The sequence below is a fragment of the Okeania sp. SIO3B5 genome, from assembly GCF_010692555.1.
Taxonomy (GTDB): Bacteria; Cyanobacteriota; Cyanobacteriia; order Cyanobacteriales; family Microcoleaceae; genus Okeania.
In genome coordinates this window covers 57,845-75,452 of record NZ_JAAHHG010000024.1, presented here as the reverse complement: position 1 = coordinate 75,452, position 17,608 = coordinate 57,845, and the positions used below count along the sequence as shown (strand labels likewise).

23 protein-coding genes are annotated in these 17,608 nt (G+C 37.3%); 14 read left to right on the top strand and 9 right to left on the bottom strand.

Going from position 1 to position 17,608, the window contains the following annotated elements; all coding sequences use genetic code 11:
• The first annotated feature begins 359 nt into the window (after positions 1 to 359).
• From F6K54_RS05830 to F6K54_RS05815, 4 genes are all read left to right on the top strand, one after another.
• A complete protein-coding gene (locus F6K54_RS05830; protein WP_293075545.1) occupies positions 360 to 1,154 on the top strand; it encodes a hypothetical protein in 795 nt (264 codons plus the stop codon).
• 290 nt (positions 1,155 to 1,444) lie between these two features.
• Positions 1,445 to 1,828, top strand: a complete 384-nt coding sequence (locus F6K54_RS05825) for a hypothetical protein (protein ID WP_293075543.1) — start codon at positions 1,445 to 1,447, stop codon at positions 1,826 to 1,828.
• A gap of 136 nt (positions 1,829 to 1,964) precedes the next feature.
• A complete protein-coding gene (locus F6K54_RS05820; RefSeq protein WP_293075541.1) occupies positions 1,965 to 2,144 on the top strand; it encodes a hypothetical protein in 180 nt (59 codons plus the stop codon).
• Positions 2,145 to 2,434: 290 nt separating this feature from the next.
• Positions 2,435 to 3,358, top strand: coding sequence for a hypothetical protein (locus F6K54_RS05815; RefSeq protein WP_293075539.1), 924 nt, complete (start codon positions 2,435 to 2,437; stop codon positions 3,356 to 3,358).
• A gap of 430 nt (positions 3,359 to 3,788) precedes the next feature.
• Here F6K54_RS05815 and F6K54_RS05810 read toward each other — a convergent pair whose 3' ends face one another.
• A complete protein-coding gene (locus F6K54_RS05810; RefSeq protein WP_293075537.1) occupies positions 3,789 to 4,388 on the bottom strand; it encodes a hypothetical protein in 600 nt (199 codons plus the stop codon).
• Positions 4,389 to 5,161: 773 nt separating this feature from the next.
• On the opposite strand from F6K54_RS05810, the gene F6K54_RS05805 reads away from it, so the two are divergent.
• The 6 genes from F6K54_RS05805 (at position 5,162) to F6K54_RS05780 (ending at position 8,218) form a co-directional block, all read left to right on the top strand.
• Complete coding sequence (locus F6K54_RS05805; protein ID WP_293075535.1) at positions 5,162 to 5,920, top strand: hypothetical protein; 759 nt, start codon at positions 5,162 to 5,164, stop codon at positions 5,918 to 5,920.
• A 104-nt stretch (positions 5,921 to 6,024) separates the two neighbouring features.
• Entirely contained in the window at positions 6,025 to 6,270 is a 246-nt protein-coding gene (locus F6K54_RS05800; RefSeq protein WP_293075533.1) for a hypothetical protein, read from the top strand.
• Between the two features lie 184 nt (positions 6,271 to 6,454).
• Positions 6,455 to 6,880: a hypothetical protein gene (locus F6K54_RS05795; RefSeq protein WP_293075532.1), complete on the top strand. Its 426-nt coding sequence runs from the start codon at positions 6,455 to 6,457 to the stop codon at positions 6,878 to 6,880.
• A 64-nt stretch (positions 6,881 to 6,944) separates the two neighbouring features.
• Entirely contained in the window at positions 6,945 to 7,151 is a 207-nt protein-coding gene (locus F6K54_RS05790; RefSeq protein ID WP_293075530.1) for a hypothetical protein, read from the top strand.
• A 34-nt stretch (positions 7,152 to 7,185) separates the two neighbouring features.
• Positions 7,186 to 7,446 carry an HU family DNA-binding protein gene (locus F6K54_RS05785; protein WP_293075528.1) on the top strand — a complete coding sequence of 87 codons (261 nt, stop codon included), beginning with the start codon at positions 7,186 to 7,188 and terminating at the stop codon, positions 7,444 to 7,446.
• A gap of 139 nt (positions 7,447 to 7,585) precedes the next feature.
• Entirely contained in the window at positions 7,586 to 8,218 is a 633-nt protein-coding gene (locus F6K54_RS05780; protein ID WP_293075526.1) for a restriction endonuclease subunit R, read from the top strand.
• Positions 8,219 to 8,428: 210 nt separating this feature from the next.
• On the opposite strand, the gene F6K54_RS05775 is transcribed toward F6K54_RS05780, so the two are convergent.
• From F6K54_RS05775 to F6K54_RS05765, 3 genes are read right to left on the bottom strand one after another with little or no spacing between them, the layout of a single operon-like run.
• Entirely contained in the window at positions 8,429 to 8,914 is a 486-nt protein-coding gene (locus F6K54_RS05775) for a cytochrome (protein ID WP_293075524.1), read from the bottom strand.
• A complete protein-coding gene (locus F6K54_RS05770) occupies positions 8,874 to 9,035 on the bottom strand; it encodes a hypothetical protein (protein WP_293075522.1) in 162 nt (53 codons plus the stop codon). The genes F6K54_RS05775 and F6K54_RS05770 overlap by 41 nt, the downstream gene beginning before the upstream one ends.
• 16 nt (positions 9,036 to 9,051) lie before the next feature.
• The gene (locus F6K54_RS05765) at positions 9,052 to 9,588 is read right to left on the bottom strand and encodes a KilA-N domain-containing protein (protein ID WP_293075520.1); all 537 of its coding nucleotides are present in this window, start codon (positions 9,586 to 9,588) and stop codon (positions 9,052 to 9,054) included.
• 437 nt (positions 9,589 to 10,025) lie between these two features.
• On the opposite strand from F6K54_RS05765, the gene F6K54_RS05760 reads away from it, so the two are divergent.
• Both F6K54_RS05760 and F6K54_RS05755 read left to right on the top strand, forming a co-directional pair.
• A complete protein-coding gene (locus tag F6K54_RS05760; protein WP_293075518.1) occupies positions 10,026 to 10,343 on the top strand; it encodes a sterol desaturase family protein in 318 nt (105 codons plus the stop codon).
• Positions 10,344 to 10,442: 99 nt separating this feature from the next.
• The gene (locus F6K54_RS05755) at positions 10,443 to 11,639 is read left to right on the top strand and encodes an acyltransferase family protein (protein WP_293075516.1); all 1,197 of its coding nucleotides are present in this window, start codon (positions 10,443 to 10,445) and stop codon (positions 11,637 to 11,639) included.
• Positions 11,640 to 11,850: 211 nt separating this feature from the next.
• Here F6K54_RS05755 and fetB read toward each other — a convergent pair whose 3' ends face one another.
• From fetB to F6K54_RS05730, 5 genes are all read right to left on the bottom strand, one after another.
• The gene (gene fetB, locus F6K54_RS05750) at positions 11,851 to 12,717 is read right to left on the bottom strand and encodes an ABC transporter permease (RefSeq protein WP_293075547.1); all 867 of its coding nucleotides are present in this window, start codon (positions 12,715 to 12,717) and stop codon (positions 11,851 to 11,853) included.
• Between the two features lie 47 nt (positions 12,718 to 12,764).
• Complete coding sequence (locus F6K54_RS05745) at positions 12,765 to 13,454, bottom strand: ATP-binding cassette domain-containing protein (protein ID WP_293075514.1); 690 nt, start codon at positions 13,452 to 13,454, stop codon at positions 12,765 to 12,767.
• A gap of 518 nt (positions 13,455 to 13,972) precedes the next feature.
• A protein-coding gene (locus tag F6K54_RS05740; RefSeq protein WP_293075512.1) for an IS630 family transposase occupies positions 13,973 to 14,853 on the bottom strand; the annotation gives its coding sequence in 2 pieces (ribosomal slippage) (positions 13,973 to 14,527 and positions 14,530 to 14,853; 879 coding nt in all).
• Between the two features lie 158 nt (positions 14,854 to 15,011).
• A complete protein-coding gene (locus tag F6K54_RS05735) occupies positions 15,012 to 15,680 on the bottom strand; it encodes a hypothetical protein (RefSeq protein ID WP_293075510.1) in 669 nt (222 codons plus the stop codon).
• Positions 15,658 to 16,056 carry a hypothetical protein gene (locus F6K54_RS05730; RefSeq protein WP_293075509.1) on the bottom strand — a complete coding sequence of 133 codons (399 nt, stop codon included), beginning with the start codon at positions 16,054 to 16,056 and terminating at the stop codon, positions 15,658 to 15,660. The genes F6K54_RS05735 and F6K54_RS05730 overlap by 23 nt, the downstream gene beginning before the upstream one ends.
• Before the next feature lie 640 nt (positions 16,057 to 16,696).
• On the opposite strand from F6K54_RS05730, the gene F6K54_RS05725 reads away from it, so the two are divergent.
• Positions 16,697 to 16,996: a hypothetical protein gene (locus F6K54_RS05725; RefSeq protein WP_293075507.1), complete on the top strand. Its 300-nt coding sequence runs from the start codon at positions 16,697 to 16,699 to the stop codon at positions 16,994 to 16,996.
• Between the two features lie 96 nt (positions 16,997 to 17,092).
• Positions 17,093 to 17,500, top strand: a complete 408-nt coding sequence (locus tag F6K54_RS05720; RefSeq protein WP_293075505.1) for a helix-turn-helix transcriptional regulator — start codon at positions 17,093 to 17,095, stop codon at positions 17,498 to 17,500.
• Positions 17,501 to 17,608: the final 108 nt, after the last annotated feature.

The following is a 17,608-nucleotide window of genomic DNA, read 5'->3' as shown; positions in this document are numbered from 1 at the left end:
ACTCTGGTAAACGAAGACTGTGCCTGTGACAATCAGGTTAGTTAACTCAGGAGCCGGATGAGGTGAAAGTCTCACGTCCGGTTTTGAATGGGAGGTGGGAGTCGTGAGGCTCCTATCGACCCCTAATTGTCTTCTACTACGACAGCTCAACAAAATAGGCAAGAACCAAGGGCAGCATTTATTAAAGGTTTAGCCGAGACTCTAACAGAAAGGATGACGGAACGACTGGACTCTAAGCCCAAGGATTTAAAAATTTTCCAAGTCAGTAGGGGAGAAAAAGTACAGTTGTTCGTGAATGGCTTTGTAACGTTTAGAGTTCCGAAAAAAGGGGGGCTGAGATGAATTGGAAAGGAACCATTTTGGGTGCAATTGCAAGTTTTGCTATTATGTCAAACCGAGCTTTGTCTGTACCTCCCGCTATAGAAACTGTGATAGCACCAAAAGCACTAGCTGAGACTACAGAAATAGTCTTGGTTCCTGGGCGACAGAGTGTGATTGAATTTAGGAATGGCGAAACGATTCAATTTATTTCTCTGGCTGATGTACATCAAATCGTATTTTCTACCGATTTGCCTGTGGATACTGGCCGGGCATCGTTAATTGTGCTGAAAACCATTGAACCTCTGCGGTTGAAGGGTGTGGTAGAAACTCCGTCTATAAGGTCTGTTCGCGAAGAGGATTATCCTTATGAGACTATTTATCCTACTAATTTGGTGGTTGTTACGTCTAATCAAAATGATGAGAAGCGTACCTATACTTTTGATTTAACTATTTCTTTGGCAAGAACTCCTCAAATTTCTAATGGAGTTGCTATTGTGCCAGAAGTTTTGCCACCAACTGAGGAGCTTCTCACTTTAACTGATGGGCGGCAGGCAAGCTTGCTAGATATCCGACGTGGTTATATAGAGGCTCTCAAAGGAAAGTATACAGCTTATAAAGACCCCGTTGTTGAGAAAATCAAAAAATTTCTAGATTTAGCTCGTCATGGTGTGGCTTTTATAGAAGCTGCCCAAAGAGCTGAGTTGCCTTTTGCAGTGATTGAATCGCTTGCTGAGATAGGCTTGCAAACTGCTGCGACAGAAGCGATTGATGATAAGCAACCCTCACTTCTGAGAGGATTGATTCCACCAATTCGGAGCCGTTCAAAATTTTAGAAAAATCATGGAAACTGATTTAGAAAATATTGAAACTAGCTATGTTTGTCCTTCTTGTTTAAGCAAGTTAGAACCATTAAAGTGTGCAAGAAACTTACAAAGAACTATACTCCGATGCTCTGAGCGAAAGAAGTATAGCTGCCAGCAGGTTGCCTATTTTAAAGTGAATGGTATATTTTGGAATCCCAAATTAGGAGAGGCACAACCTTTTTTCTTGTCCCCCCTCCCGTAGAACCGGGTGGGACGACGACGGCGGTGGCAAGAGAGGGGGTTAGGGGGTGTGGGAGGATGTGGCTGAACACATTATGTTTTCAGTTGCTTCCTCAACAATAAGCCAACTACAGCAATCGGCAAGAGCTACACTAACACGAAAAATCGTGACAGATTGTGGAACAGATTGTGCCGACACTTCTAGTTGGAAGCAGATGATTGTAATTATGATAGAAGAAGGAGATGGACTAATGGAAGTCAAGATGGATGTAGAGATAACAGAAATAGCGCAGATGATTGCGCAGGTAGTAAAGCATGGCTCACTTGAAGAAGTACGCATTCTTTTGCCAAAACTAGATGCTGCAATCGCAGCGGGTAAGCTAAGACTGACAAGAGATTCAAAAAAATTGGTACAGAGGCAACGTGTAGAAAAAGATGCATGGGCAACCAATTTTTATAGGTGATTGTTTCTAGGCAGTCTTTTGATCGGAGGGGAACAATAACAGTAAGCAAAAGTAACCACTTATTATATAGTACGAGGTTGTTCCTGAGAATACTATTAATGTAGATATTGTCAGTTTTGCAATCCAATGAATAGGAATGACTGGACTGACAATTAGGGCAGTTGCAAAAAAAGCGATCGCCCACAACAAATTAGGTAGTAGTATTATGCCGAACGCAAAGAATAGGCCAGAAATCATCCAGAGCAATAATCTCATAGTCATGGATAGTATGCAGCTTAGTTTGTATAGTCGCCGTGAATTGATGTTAGGGCGATAGGGGACTGGTGTTAGAGCAGTTAAAAACTGAGAAGCGCCAGCGTTTCCAAAATTTATGAATTTTCTCAGTAGTCATCACCGTATAATAGTCTTAATATTTCCTTAATATTTTAGCGTAATTGTCAAATTTTTGGCAAGAAAGTTGTTTCAGTAATTAAAGAGGATATAGGAAATACTTGTATTTTTCATGAAACAACTAATTTAGTATTTGACCAACATACCGAGTAGCTTGATTTTAAGCGTTCGTCAAAATCCTCAAGCACTATTTCTTAAATAAATGAAAAAGAGAAAATGGAACTAGAACTAGAACACTTAGACACACAACAGGAAGCTGCGTCAGAAATTAATCCAGAACTTGCTGATTCTGATAATCAACCAGAGCAAATTGACAATAGCTCTGCACATCAAATGATAGCGGATGGAATTAATAACTTTCTGGAACTACAAAACACAGATCGTTATGAGACGGAGAACTACATCCTGGAAAAGGGTGATGAGGAAATTTCAATTAGCACTAAAGACGAGAGAGGTGAAGTTTTTCATCAAGATGCACAAGGAAATATTGAATCTAATCTCACTCAAGATGAAATTGAAAAGTTTGTTGATTTTAGCGAACAAGTCCAAGAAAAAAGTAACAGTTTAGAACAAAATCATGAAACAAACAAAGCCTTGGAATCAGAGAATGACTACGAACAAGCAGAGAATAAGCTTATTGCAGATGGAATAGATAATTTCCTGACAATGCAAGAGTCGGAGCGGTATGAAACTGCTAATTATGTACTGGAAAAGTCTGAAAATGGCGAAATCTCAATTAGCACTCGTGATGGCGACAATGAGAATAAATTGTTTACTGTGGATGAGGGTGGTACTATAACAAACCAACTTAGTGCAGAACAAACAGAAGATTTCGTGACTTTTGCTGATCAAGTAGGTGAGGCTGCTAATAAAAAAATACTTGAAGCTGTTGACAATTTTCTCGACCTCCAAGAAAAAGACTATCACGGGACTACTAATTACTTTTTTGAAAAGACAAGTGATGGTGATATTTCTATCACATCTAAATCAAGTGGAGAGGAAGTATTTAAAGCTTCAGCAGATGGAAGTATCGAAGAAAATCTTAGTCCAGAAGAGACTAAGAAGTTTTTAGAGTTTGCTAATACTGTTGAGCAAGCTGTTGAACAGAAAGAGTATACTGCCTCGCAAAAAGAACGTTGACATACGGCTTCATAAAACCGATATAAAACGTCACAAGCGCGACATTTTACTGTTTACTTCCTGCTTCTACCGGAACTGTCAGCAGTACTCCGTCCACAGGCATTAACGACCGAGCCAACCGCATTTCTTAAATTAATTGAGGCACATCTGTCTCTCTCAATCATTATTCTCTGATTAAGTCAATGCTCCCGACGTTGCTATATTCGCGAGCCGTTCTTAGAAATCTACGATAATCTATAGAAATTTATGATTATCTGTTCTAATCCTGCTTCATTAGATATAACAATTATAGCCTGAGCAAAGCATTATTAATTATTTGAGTTATAAGGGTGTCTAGTAAATATGTCTATTACTCACAAGACAGTATACAAAAAGATTGTAAATAGATGCTTTATTATTTAAAATTTATTATTTATTTATTAAGTTTAACTTATTTATACTTATCTGAAGTAGTTAGATTTCCATGATTAATCTTCTCAACTCTCCAAGCTGTTGCACCTCCTATTTTTCCCGCTTTGATGAACTGCCAACTACCACGAATATAAACATCAGAACCTTTTTTACAATAAGGTTTTACTCCTATTAAATGTTTAATTTCCGCAGTAGAAAGTAACCATCCCCCAATAGCAGCTTTCTCTAATTCGTCGTGGTACCAAATGGGACTTTTAGCTTGAATATTCGCAGCGATCGCTCCGACTAGCCGTTCCAATAATTCAAGAGATTGATTTTCATCTGGATATTCCAAGTTTTTTTCATTGCTTTGAGTAATAGATGTCCCATTAGAGGTGTCTAGTGGGGTGTCTACTACCTGCACGACACCTGCTTTAGATACAGGCACGAAACCGCTTAATGTAGTTCCTGGGGTTCTCAGATAATCATGAAGTTGGTCTAACAAACTAATTTGTTCGGGTGTGGCATAGCTATGACCTCTGGCATCTTTTGGTAAGACGATGTCTAAGCTCTTGACGCGATCGTAGAATGCCTGACGAGTTTTCAATTTGTATCGGTTTAATAATTCTGTAACTTTCATAATGGCCCTTAGTTTAGGTGTCTAGTAGGTAATGTCATGGTGTCTAGTACCTACTAGACACCTCTTGTTTCTTACTGTCTACTAATTACTGTCTACCAGTATATCTAGTAGTATGTCTAGTATATTATCTATTAGTATGCCTGTAAAATATATTTTACAAGTACTTGAGTATTTAGATTATTGTCTACTATACTGTCTAGTGTATACTATTTAGTAGAGTGTATAGTAGACACTAATAAAATATGTAAATCAAAAATGTATTTATCTTTAATTGGCCAAGGTTTTCGATGATTTGGACAATTGTGGACTTAAAATAATCATAAACTTTCGGTAAGTGAGAAACCAACCCGTTTTTACGGCTGGATGGAAAGGATACGAGGGGTTTTAACCTGTCGTCGCGCACATTACATTACCTTTTATTGATTTACCGAATAATTAACAATTAATGGTGAACTTTGTTTAATGTCGGCCAAGCTTTTTTTTTGCTTTTAATAGTTGGCATAATTTTTCTGAATACTATCTGAAGTAAGTATTCCTTATTTCCTACAAATGTTATTCCTTTTTATTGACTAATAATCTTTACTTATACAACAATAATTATTCCCATTTAATAGTCAAATATTATCGGTATTGTCAAATAAAAAAAATACTCTATAATAAGTAATCAAAGCAACAATTTCGCTACTATTTTCTAGGAATAAGCAGCACTTAATTAAGACCTTGTACAAGGCTGCTGAACAGATTAAAACAATTAAATTAATGGAGATTCAATCATGCTTTTTGTCGGACTTGAAGAGGCTATTAACTCAACTACTAATGCTACTAGAGACTCTCTAGAATCTCGTATTGAAGAGCTAGAGCGTCAGTTAGTTCAGCTCAGAAATGAACACGCGGTTAATGAGGAACGGCATCAGAATCAAAAGACTTTAAAAGGTGCTTTGGAGTCTGGTTTAATTCAGATTATTAAGGCTGTTAATGCTACTAAAATTGCAGGGGAAGAAGAATTAGAATTAGGCTTTTGGCAAGAGGTAGAAAAGATTCGAGCGGGAGATTATGATTCGATTGATTTAAAGGAATTGCCTGATGCTGATGATTTGTCTGATACTCCTTACCGTCCCGATGAACCTAATGGTGGTAATGATTCTGGTTTAATTGATGTGATTACTGTTGATTTTGATGAGAATGATAGTAATGAAAATGGTACATCAAATGATCATAAGTCTAATGGTAATGGGTCAAAAAAAGGAGGTAAATCTAATGGTTCTGCTCCTACTAATGGAAAGAATTTATCTGAGGATTTAAGTATAGTTAAATCTAATGGTAATGGGAACAATCATCAGTCTCAACCTAAGTCTGTGGGGGCTTATTATGTGCCAGTGGAGGAACGAAGTATTCAACAATTGAAAGACTTATGTAATGGGTTTGGTTTTACTAAAGAACAGCTACGAGAGTATGGTTCACTGAAACAACGAGAGACTTATTTGAAGGCTTTAAAATCTGTGAAAAATTTGTTGGTTCCTCAGGCAGAATAAGACATTGAAAAGCGGTGAACTGGCACTCTTTTTCTGGCCAATTGGGAGTGCTATTATTTATTATTTAGAGGTACTTAAGAAGTATAAAAATTACTCTTTAATTTATGAGAAATTGGAAACGCATGAAAGAAAGATATTTGAGAGATGAAATTCCTATGCGCTTGGGAAATCTCGCCTCAAATTTAGCACAGATTAAATCTCGTTGTCAGTCTGTAGCTAATCAAGAACTGGTAGAAAATTTGCTCAAAGAAAGTGAATTTTTTATTGAATGGACTGCGCCTGGTACAGAGGTAGAAGTTGCTGCTGAACTTGTTGATTTACAAGTAACATTGGCACTTCGGGCAGTATAATTGGGCAAGTATTTGGAATGATAATGAACTCCGGAGTGAGGTAAGTCAGAAAGCTAATGTTTGGTTAGAAAGGTTACTGAATATGTCTGGTTTGTTAACAGAAAATTAGATATTTTGGGTAAATTTTTGAGGTTGACTAACGTTAATAACTTTAGCAATTAAAGCTGATACACGGAAAGAAATAATGCCGATAAATCTAAATTTGTATCCAGACAACTGGAACGAAATTGCCTTATCCATTAAACAAGCAGCCAATTGGACTTGCGAGTGGTGTGGGCGACCTTGTAGACCTCCCGGAATCTCTCTGAAGCAGACCGAACAATGGCTGAGGGATAATCATCCAGAATGGTTGTCTCATCTGTACAAAGTGGTGGAAGATGATAAAAATGGCACTGTAAGAATTGCAAAACCTCAGCGTTTTACACTAACTACAGCTCATTTAGATCATAATCCTAACAACTGTGAAGCTGACAATCTTAAAGCGCTCTGCTCAGTCTGCCATCTTAATTTCGACCGTAATGACTGGAACCGAACGCGGAAGGTACGAAGAATGAAGCTGTGGGAACAATACGGGCAGTTGACTCTTGATTTGGATTTGGAAGTTCAGTAATTAAAAATTAACAATCAATAATAAAAAAATTAACTCTTGTTTGAGCAAGTTTAAATATATTCTGATGAATCAAAAGGGTGCAAATAAAGCAATAGCTAACAAAATAAATAAATGGCTTCAAGTAATAGTAAAACTTAATAATAGAGACTTTACTTTTGCTATACCCATTACTCGTTTAACAAGTATTAAAAGTTTGAGTAAAAATGAAACAGCAGCAGAACAGTTTGCTCTCTATATTTCTCAAAAAATACAGCAGAAAATGAATGAGTAAATCGGATATATTTTTTGTTTAGCTATTCATTGATATGTCGATTAACAAAAAAGAATTAATTAAGCGTGTTTCTCAACAAGTTAGTTATGATACTCCAGTTGTGGAAGAAGTCATTAATGTTACTTTAGATGAAATTTATCAATGTCTTAAGGAGGGAGAGAGTGTAAGTTTACGAGATTTTGGAAGTTTTTATATACAAGTCAAGAGGGGAAAAACAAGTGTTTTTAAATTTAACCCTTCTCAAAAATTACGGAAATTATTTGGTTGGTCATCAACTTATAAGGGAGAAAGTTAAATTTAATCAATAATTATTTTATTTATATCACTGAAGCTGCACTGGCTGAAATAGCATCAAAACCCAATACACTTAGTAGTTGGTAATTGCAGTCATCAAGAGCAAGCTACTCATTCACTCGAACAACTATTTTACAATTATGATTCAAACTATTCAATCCCAAGAAGTAACTCTCCGCTACCTGATTGATAACTTCGGTTTACAATTAGTCAGAAATGAGCAATTTTTTCGAGAATGGCAAGATGATTTACCAGAAATTACTGATGAGGAAAAAGAACTACTTAATCAGGTTCAGTTGGGATACTTTAACTTATTACAAAATCCACCTTTTTTAGAAGATATTGTCAGAATGGCAATAGTCGATCCGATTTTATTTATTGGTAAATTTTTTCTCTATCCCTATTACATTCGTTCTGAGAAATCTATTAATTTAGAATTAGCAGATCAAGATGTAATTATTAGAGGTCGAATTGATACTCTTGTTATGAAAGAGCAGTTATGGGTAATGGTTATTGAATCAAAAAGAGCCGAGTTTTCTATAGAAGCTGGCCTGGCTCAACTACTAACTTATCTTTTAGCTAGCTCCCTAACTGAACGTCCAAATTATGGCTTAATTGTTACAGGTGGCAGTTTCATTTTTGTCAAGCTAGTCAAAACAGAAATTCCTCAATATGCTACATCAAAAATGTTTGCTATACGCAATCCTGGCAATGAACTTTTCGATGTACTTCGCATCCTTAAACGTTTAAGTCAAATAGCTATTAATAGTTAATTTTTTTGAATAGTTGTAAACCAATAATAAATCATTTATTAAGAACACAAAAAAAATCAGCAATACAGACTTATCATATCGTGGGAAACAAGATTTAATATTTCACATATAGCTAATGCAAATAATATTAATCCGTTCAGTCAAACCCTTGCATAATTGGGAATTTTATGAAGCAGTCTAGCATGAACAACAAAACCGAAACCTTAATTTTCAAACCCAAATTTTAATCGCCTCAATAGCACTTTCTGGAGTATCCACCACAAAAACTGTTTCAGGAGACAAAGCAACAAAAAAAGCCTGACTTTCTAAATTACAACTCAACAAAATCACCTTTTTATTATTCTTAATTGCCAAAGCCACCTCTGAAGCAGTACCCGCACCCATTCCACAGGCAATAACAACATCACTCGAAAGCACATTAATATTATTTCGACTATTACCCATATCAGTAACAATGGGAATATCAACCGCCTCAGAAATACCATCAAGATTACTCCCAGGCAAAATACCAATAGTTAAACCATTAACAGACTTCGCACCTCGACTCGCAGCATCCATCACCCCCATCTTTCGCCCACCCGTCAATAAAACCCAAGATTCTTGAGCAATTAATTGACCAAGTTTATAGGCATTTTTCAGGTCATATGAAGTAGCGCTACTTCCCGGACCCATCACACCGATGATTATTTTCTTCATTTTTCAGATATGGCAATTTCTTACCCCAAACTAAGTTAAAACAAATAGGATGATACTCTGCTGATACAACTACATCACCACCAACTCGGTAAACTCTGTAATCATTAGTTTGAGCTATCACCTATGAAAATCTCTAATCAGTCCACCTGATTTTCTGTTGGCACTCCCAATAATAAGTCCCCCTCCTGAAATTGTCCTACTTCTTCATATTCTGGGTGTGACCCGTGACGGAAAAGGTTGTACTCATTGTGCCAATATTCAGCTTTTGCTTTGCTTTCTAATAGCCTATATTCAGATACATCTAGACAATTCTGCAATTCGGCTATTTCATTTCTCAGCTTAACTTCACCCTGGGTTAATAATTTCTCAATAACGTCAAAAACCCATACCTCAAAATCGGGATTTAGCCATGCAGCCAGTTTGAGAGCTACCTTGCGGTGTATCCAGGTGCCTTGCTCTTTTTGATTGTTACCGCCCTGAATTATCAGAACCAGCTCATCATCTGAATAATTATATTTTCTTTTTAGAGCTGACAAATAATCCTTTGTTTGTTGTGTTCTGAAAAAATTATTCACCCGTTTATTATACTTTTTGCACATAGCTGTAGCATCCCACATCCCAGATTTATTTATTACGATTTCTTGGCCTTCAAACAAATTAATTATTTCACTCATTTTGTACTCCTAAAAATATCCGTTGCGCTTTGAAGAGTTACGGTACAACTATTGATATATACACGTTCCACCGTTACGCTTTTGGGTAATTATGACATATCATCCTTCAATTATATCCCTCTGGTTTCTGTGTGTTTTTGTCTCATTTAACATGAGATATAGGAATATTTTGTATTATAAATTACCCTCTAATTTTTGATTATTACTAATAACTGAGATATTTTTATGACTCCATAAATCATTTATTTATCTCAAAGCTATATATCAATCTATTTAAGGAACGCTAATTAGCGTTTCATAAATTTATATCAAAATCAAGTTAGAATAAATAGGTGTATTAGCATTAAACATAACCATGTTTATCCTAATTTCTTAAACTTCAAATACCTCGCTCATCTCAGCCATTTTTACCCCTTTAAAAATGGTTAATATTATCTTTGACTATCGCACTTTTTTATCAAGTCTTTCTACACACAGAAACCATTCCTAAGCTGGGCTGGTTTGAAGGAAAATTGCTAAATACTCCTGCTTCTCATCGAGTACATCATGGCTGTAATCCTAATTACCTAAATAAAAATTATGGCAATATGTTAATTATTTTCGATAGAATATTTGGCACTTATGAGCCGGAGCAAGAAAAAGTAAAATATGGCGTGGGAACTGAGTCTATTAATCATAATCCATTGCGAGTTGTCTTAGACCCTATAGGGCAGTGTTGCCGTGAATATTGGCAAATAAAAACAAGTCAAGTTTGAAGAGAGTATGAATAAATAAAATATGCTGTTCAGAAATTAATCACAGTCGATAATTTATTGAATCGAGAGAGAATTAATTAATACGATCGAAAATCAAAAATGGAGCAGAATACTTCCCTCAGGCGCTACGATCTAGACTGGTTGCGAGTTTTGGTGATTTTAAATTTAGTTCCTTTTCATGCAGCCTGGATGATGCTGTATGTAGAAGGGTTTTCCCAATTTAATAAAAATACTATTTTGGCCAAAATTTTGTCTTTGTATGTCGAACAGATTGCTCCACTTCACATGCCGCTATTGTTTTTAATTTCCGGTTATTGTGCTGCAGTTTCCCTACAGAAGCGATCGATAAGAGATTATGTAAAAGAACGCCTTCAGCGTTTGCTCGTGCCATTTTTAAGTTTTATGCTTGTGTTAGCCCCAATTCAAGCTTATTTCTTGCCTACCTATCAGGGCTATCGCAGTTTGACAGATTATTGGCTCAATTTTTGCCCGTACTTTTTCGCCACTATCCACAATGGATCGACATCCGTTGGACCGAAATGGGGTCATCTTTGGTTTATTGCCTATCTGCTGGTTATTAATGGGATAACCCTTCCTCTATTTGCGTTCCTTAAAAACCCGAGATTTCAACAACATTTCAGAGGAGTTACAGAATTATTTTCCTCCCGCTTTGGCATATTCTTGCCCATGCTTGTATTTGGAGGAATCCTGGCAACATTAGGAGCAGTTTGGCCGTTTTGGAAAGGACTCAATTTATATAAAGATTGGGCTTACTTCAGCTATAACTTATGGGCTTTTGTGCTTGGGTATATGATGCACTCCGACGAACGGATCGGTGATGCTGTCTACCAGCGACCTTGGCTTTGGACAATCTTAGCAGCGTTCAGCATAGCTATGAGGGTGGGGGTTCTCATGTTTTTCCCAAATGCTTATGAGGCTAATGCCTACGGGTACGAACAGTATTTGTTATTTTCAGCGCTCTGTGGCGTACATACTTGGTCTTCCATTGCTGCTATATTAGCCTTCGCTCATCGATTTTTGACTGAATCTAATGAATTTTTAACTTATATGAGTCAGGCTGGTTTTCCCTACTATATATTGCACTTACTCTTTATGAGCATTTTAGGTCGCTATATTACCCAAATAGGGCTTGGCGGGATAGCTGAGTTTACAACCACGATCGTCTTAACGTTTGCAATTACTATCTTCACCTATGAACTCCTCATCCGGTTATGGTTTATACCAAATCTACTTTTAGGCATTAAAGCACAATGCAATCGTGCCGATCGAACGTGAATAAATATAGCAATCGCCACGGCAGTTGACACGCCATAGCTTCGTTTAAGATCCGCTTGGGGCTGAAGGATACTGTCTAATTTCCAGCATGTGTCAATCGCTCTGGCGATTGCTATATCTTGGACACTCGATTTTAATCCATACAGATTAACTGCTATCTATGACTTTTTATCCTTTGTGATTAACGAGTCAGGGCCAGCTCTATTTTTTGTTAATTGGAGATGCCACCGTCAGCTTTTCCAATCTTTTGTCCAAGCACTTTGACAATATTAAGTATTTGCTGGAGCGGGAATAGTTGACTCAGTTTTGGTTCGTTTTTAACTTTACGCAATCGTTGTAGCTGAAGTCGATGATCTGGGGTGAATAAGGATCGAAAAGTCAGCATTACTACCCCTATTGTTGCCAATATGCTACCCGCTGCGATGGCAAAAGCGATCGTAATTTGGAAGCGGACTACATCAATGGGAAGCATTCCAATCATTAGTTGCCCTGTCATTATTCCTGGAAAATTAACTAGCCCAATTACCATCATGTAGTTGATAACGGGGATCGTTCCTGTCCTGATAGCCTCTTTTACTATTTCATGAGCTGCTTCCCAACGTGTTGCTCCTAGGGTGAGAAGCATTTCTACCTCTTCAGAGCGACGAACCATGTTTTCTAATAAGGAATCTAAACCCAGAGAGGTTGTTGAAATGGCATTGCTCAGAATCATTCCCAACAATGGTATCGAATATTTTGGATCGTACCAAGGAGTGATGTGGAGGACGCCACTGATGGTTAAGCCTGTAGCAAAAGATGCCGATACTAGGAGTGAAAGAAAGCTGTTCCAATAGATACCTCCAAAACGCCTGTTGGTACGCTTTACTGCTGTATAACTGGCTAAGGAAAGCATGAACAAAGCAACCAACAATACCAATCCTAAGTTGTGAATTGTAAAAAGCCATTGGAGAAAATATCCGACTAACAGTAACTGAGCAATTAAACGGATTGCACCTATTAAAATATTTTGACTCAGACCAAGCTGCCAAACCACAGAAAGTATCAGGTTTATAAGTAGTAGCAATGCTGCCAGTTCTATTTGTAAGTTACTGATTTTGATGTAATCTATATAAATGAGTCTTCTCCTTATAAAATAATTTGTCTATCGGTCATTCGTTCTATCTGTGCCGGATCGTGGCTGATAAGAATATAAATCCTCTGGGGAGATTCGGCGTGCCAGGATGTAATCAAGGCTTCAATATTTTCAGTGGCTTTAGAGTCTAGAGATGCCGTTGGTTCGTCCAAAAGTAAAATAGACGGGGAAAATTGTAAGGCTCGTAATAGAGCAACTATTTGAGCTTCACCTCCAGAAAGGTAGGCACTAGATTGAGTTAGAAAGTTTGCCGTTCGCCCCAAGAGCTTCAAATAAGAAACTATTTTTTCTCGGTTGTATATCTTATCGCGATGAATAGTAAAAAGGTAGCCTTTTTGAATATTATCCTCTACCGTTCCCTCTAAGAGTGTTGGTCGTTGATGCAAATACATGATTTGGGTTCGATAGTGTGGCATGAACCATGATTCTAAATGCTGTTCCTCAAATACAATTTCCCCTTCTTGAACTGGATCGAGACCGGCGATCGCTCGTAACAAAAGCGTTTTACCGGCGCCTGAAGGACCTACAATTGCAAGACGTTCGCTTGGGTAGGCTTCAAAGCTTATATTTCGCCAAATCCAAGTATCCTCAAGTTGCCGACCCAAATTTTGAACTAACAAGAGAGCTTTCTGTGGATAAGGTTTTTCTTTTGCTAATGGATTTTGTTCGAGCTGTTCGGTCATACTAGTACATTATACTACGATAATACGAAAAATTTTAACCCTCATTCCGCTCTTTGTGTTGTAGTATGAGACTCTCACGAGGTAACAAGCCAGTTAAAAGCTAGATATAGCAATAACTTGAGAGTTTTAATTGAATTATTATTCAAATTTTATCTGGACAGACCCACATTCCGCACTTCATAATGTAGTACATAGATATACATGATATCATGTCCGGTGTGCGATTCGTTCAGTTGAGCGCGACCTGAACTGGTCGTTTTATAGCAATGAGCGCTGGTCTATTTACATACTACTATTGTATTTAACATAGTACAAATCTCTGCTACATGATAGATATTTTGACAAACCATGCGATCGCGACTAGGTTGAAGTTTGATAGACTCGCAGGTTTGACTTTGATTTAAAAGACAACTAAAAAATTCTATTTTTATGCTTAGATTTGGTGTCAGAGTGTTGTGTGAGCGCGATCGCTTCTGAGAGCGACTAAACCCTATAGGAATAATTGATATCTTTGACCACTATGGAAAAACTTGAGGATTTTCCATAAAAGCTGCATCCACACAGTCTCTAAAATTCTCAAATTCTTTGAGTCTTTGTCTGATCCAATTTTTTAACACAAACCACCAACGTTCTATCTTATTAAAATCTGGTGAGTATGGTGGTAAATACCAAATTTCACACTCTTGCTTGGCCACTAATTCTTCTATATAAATTGATTTATGAAACGTTGCGTTATCCAGTATGATAACTTGTCCTGGTTTTAATTTTGGTAGTAAACAATTTTCCAACCAGTTCTCATGCCATACACGATTACAACTTCCTGTAAATGTTAAAGGAGCAAACATTTTTGATTGATTTATAGCTGCAATCCAACTTACTCTCTCAGTTCTTTTTCCTGACTTCATACCTGGTACTCTTTTCCCTTTAATTCCATAACCATAAGGATAATCTTCTCTATTATCTATTCCGGCTTCATCTACATATACAATATTTTTTTTGTCTATTTGATTCACTTTTAAGACAAACTCTTCTCTTTCTAAATCGTCTCTTTCTTGATAACTATACGTTTTTTTTTACGAGTAAAACCGAGATTTTTTAAATTTCTACTAATAGTAAAACGACTACAATTTCCCCATTTTGCAGCCATTTGTTTTTGGGTTTTATCATAATTAGCCTCAACAAACTTTTCAAATTCTTCCATGTCTTTAATAGTAGAAGGTTGAGGAGGAGGTACACTTATTTTAGGCTCTGTTGAACCTGTTATTAAATATCGTTCTCGCCACTTATGAAGAGTAGGTCGGCTGATTTTTAAGAGACGACTTACACGATTGATAGACATACCATTATTAATCAGATTAAGAGCACGTTCGCGTAAATCTTGACTGTAAGGATGTACCATCACACTCACTAATTATTTTCAGATATAAATATCATAATTTATAAACTGTAAGTTGTAAATTGTCAATACCTCAACAACTATCCTTCAAATTTTTTTTGACCTTTGGCGATCGCGACAGCGGAACGGAGTTCTATCGCGTAATTTATGAAAAATATAGGTCATACGGCAACTACAATACTACTTTTGTCCTTGATGTGTAGTATGTAAATAGGCCAGGGCACATTGCTATATGAACTACTATACTCAGCCAATGCACCTGAAGGCCGACGGATGTGATAAAAGAAGTTTGGCAAGTAGCGATCGCGTTCCACAGCTTCTATTAATTGGCCATAATAATTAGTTTTTCCCACAAGGAAACTATCATGCCACAATTTCTTGAAGTCTATTCCTATCCAATCTTGTGCAGTCCAGCCACCTCCTCTATCTAGTGCTTGTAAATCGTTGACCAAAAGACATTTATCTGAGTGCATCCCTGTAACAGTCACTATCAATCCTTCTGCTTTCTTACCTTTTACAAAATCAAGTACAGCTTCAGAGTCAGCAGTAGGGTCAATCCTGGACGCAGCATAGCTAGATATTTGTGGTTGTGGCTCTGGTGCTTGTGCTTTTAGTTCAGAGGGTTGACCAAAACTCGCTAACTTCATTCCTTCTGGAGTTACTATTTCAACTAGCGCATCAAACCGTTTTGCTATTTGCTCCAAGTACGCAATAGCACCGGAAGCGAAATATTTAGCCTCCCGTATATTAGGGGAAACAAGCTGCACAACTCTACAACCTAACTTAATATCCCAGTTATAGGGGAGTTCAAACGTTTTTTGCACTTCCATTGATTCCATTTCCATTAAAGGATACCTCTATAAGCTCGTCCAAATATTGCTCACTAACACCCATCGCAATAGCAATTCTTAATTTATCTTCTAGCGTGGGCCTATTTCCTTCCAGCAACCAACCTAATTTCTTTTTAAGATATGAATTTCTAGCCAGCAAGTCATAGTTATCCAACAATAAATATTTAAATTGCTCATACTTAGGTGGTTCTTTATTGGGATCGGGTGGTACTTTTCCCAATTCCATAGCATCTCTAACAGCAGACTCACATAAAAAACCAGCCAGTGTAGCAGGCTTATTGCCTTCGCTTTCAGCCCAACGTTCCAAAGCTTCTGCTATCCCGTCGGGTAAAGTAATGTAGTACCGCTTCCCCACTGTTTCATTGCCCTTTACCTTAATTACTATACTTTCAGCATAGCTAAATAAGTGGACTATAGTAACTTTTTCGTTACGTTTTATAAAAATTGAAAGATTTAGTTACTAATTAGTAAATCATGTGTATAATACTATCACATAGGAACTTAATAGAGTACACGCTCAAAAACTCCTATCAGACTACAAATAACCGGAGGATGTCTTATTTCAAGGTTTAACAGATTGACCTAACAGCAAACCGAGATCCACCAAAGTCATAATATGAACAAAATTACTCAAAATACCGAGGCCCCGCACAGAACCTGGACGGACACCTACTACAACCTAACTCCCGACGACGGGCTGTTTTCGACAAAAACGACTTTTGGAGAGGGTGAGGAGGGGGTAGCCTTAAACTGTCCTGGTTGTGGTAGGGACGGATTCGGGTTCGTAATTAACTTTAAAGTGGAACATCTAGAGGCTATACATAGTTTATTGTCAGAATTACAACTCCTCAAAGCTGAACAAATCAATTCTAGAAAATAGTTTTCAAAAGCTTTTTTTAGAGAATGATTTGAGTTTTGTAGCGATCGCCAGATATGAATTATAGGTAACTATTGATTACCATAGATATAGATATAGTTCAAATTAACCCTAGACAATGTCTTTAACAAAATGCCATGTAGAAAATAATTCATATATTAAAACTGGCATGAGTCCTGAAGAGTATTGTCAAATATGGGTCCCTGTACTTTACAACACTTTACCAGAACAGCGAGGCTATAAAGCTCGTTGTATCGAAGAGCTAGCAAAAGTCACAGGCTTTACCGAGCAATCTATAAAAAACTGGGGAGCTGATTTCAAAGGGCATCCAGACTATGTCAAGGTCATACTAAAACAGGCCAACATTATCAACGAATTCCGTCAGTTATTCAAAAAACACTTTTTTGATGGTACTTGACTTAATAGTAATACTTAGTTACCATGAAGCTAAAAATAAAGCTACCAGGAAGAATCGAACTTCCCGATAGCACAAACAAATTAAAATTCTTAAATCATGAGTATAGCACTTTTTGAGGAGACAAGTCCAGTCTCCCTCCTTTTACAATTCCAGTGGCTATCCCAAACGCAGCTAGCCAAAGCTCTAGGAGTAAATCCATCTGCCGTATCGAGATGGATGTGTGGCGCAACAAAACCAAGCCGGACTATTCAACGACTAGCCTGGGAACTTTTACAGATTTTGAATAAGTGGCCACTACCGTTCCCTCCAAAAATCGAAACAGCAGAATTGGACCCACTACAACTGCTCAAAAAATTTAATATTTCCAGAGATACATTAGCTGAGGCTCTAGGAGTTTCGGTTAGAGCTATTGGCCACTGGATTAATGGCCATAACAAACCATCTCGCAAAGTACGCCGATTGGCGCATCAACTGAATCAAAAGTGGGTTGTACTAACCGGATAGGATGTAGCGATCGCTCCTTCGTGTAATCAAGTGCAACAACTACACTTGAGCCGAGCATCACTCCATCCGTACCTCCGTTGCATCACAGTGATATTGCATTCATGTTAA

Coding starts and splice junctions, on each gene's coding strand:
- F6K54_RS05820 (WP_293075541.1), top strand. CDS start 1,965: ATGACTGGACTGACAATTAGGGCAGTTGCAAAAAAAGCGATCGCCCAC.
- F6K54_RS05815 (WP_293075539.1), top strand. CDS start 2,435: ATGGAACTAGAACTAGAACACTTAGACACACAACAGGAAGCTGCGTCA.
- F6K54_RS05810 (WP_293075537.1), bottom strand. CDS start 4,388: ATGAAAGTTACAGAATTATTAAACCGATACAAATTGAAAACTCGTCAG.
- F6K54_RS05805 (WP_293075535.1), top strand. CDS start 5,162: ATGCTTTTTGTCGGACTTGAAGAGGCTATTAACTCAACTACTAATGCT.
- F6K54_RS05800 (WP_293075533.1), top strand. CDS start 6,025: ATGAGAAATTGGAAACGCATGAAAGAAAGATATTTGAGAGATGAAATT.
- F6K54_RS05795 (WP_293075532.1), top strand. CDS start 6,455: ATGCCGATAAATCTAAATTTGTATCCAGACAACTGGAACGAAATTGCC.
- F6K54_RS05790 (WP_293075530.1), top strand. CDS start 6,945: ATGAATCAAAAGGGTGCAAATAAAGCAATAGCTAACAAAATAAATAAA.
- F6K54_RS05785 (WP_293075528.1), top strand. CDS start 7,186: ATGTCGATTAACAAAAAAGAATTAATTAAGCGTGTTTCTCAACAAGTT.
- F6K54_RS05780 (WP_293075526.1), top strand. CDS start 7,586: ATGATTCAAACTATTCAATCCCAAGAAGTAACTCTCCGCTACCTGATT.
- F6K54_RS05775 (WP_293075524.1), bottom strand. CDS start 8,914: ATGAAGAAAATAATCATCGGTGTGATGGGTCCGGGAAGTAGCGCTACT.
- F6K54_RS05765 (WP_293075520.1), bottom strand. CDS start 9,588: ATGAGTGAAATAATTAATTTGTTTGAAGGCCAAGAAATCGTAATAAAT.
- F6K54_RS05755 (WP_293075516.1), top strand. CDS start 10,443: ATGGAGCAGAATACTTCCCTCAGGCGCTACGATCTAGACTGGTTGCGA.
- F6K54_RS05745 (WP_293075514.1), bottom strand. CDS start 13,454: ATGACCGAACAGCTCGAACAAAATCCATTAGCAAAAGAAAAACCTTAT.
- F6K54_RS05735 (WP_293075510.1), bottom strand. CDS start 15,680: ATGGAAGTGCAAAAAACGTTTGAACTCCCCTATAACTGGGATATTAAG.
- F6K54_RS05725 (WP_293075507.1), top strand. CDS start 16,697: ATGTCTTTAACAAAATGCCATGTAGAAAATAATTCATATATTAAAACT.
- F6K54_RS05720 (WP_293075505.1), top strand. CDS start 17,093: ATGAGTATAGCACTTTTTGAGGAGACAAGTCCAGTCTCCCTCCTTTTA.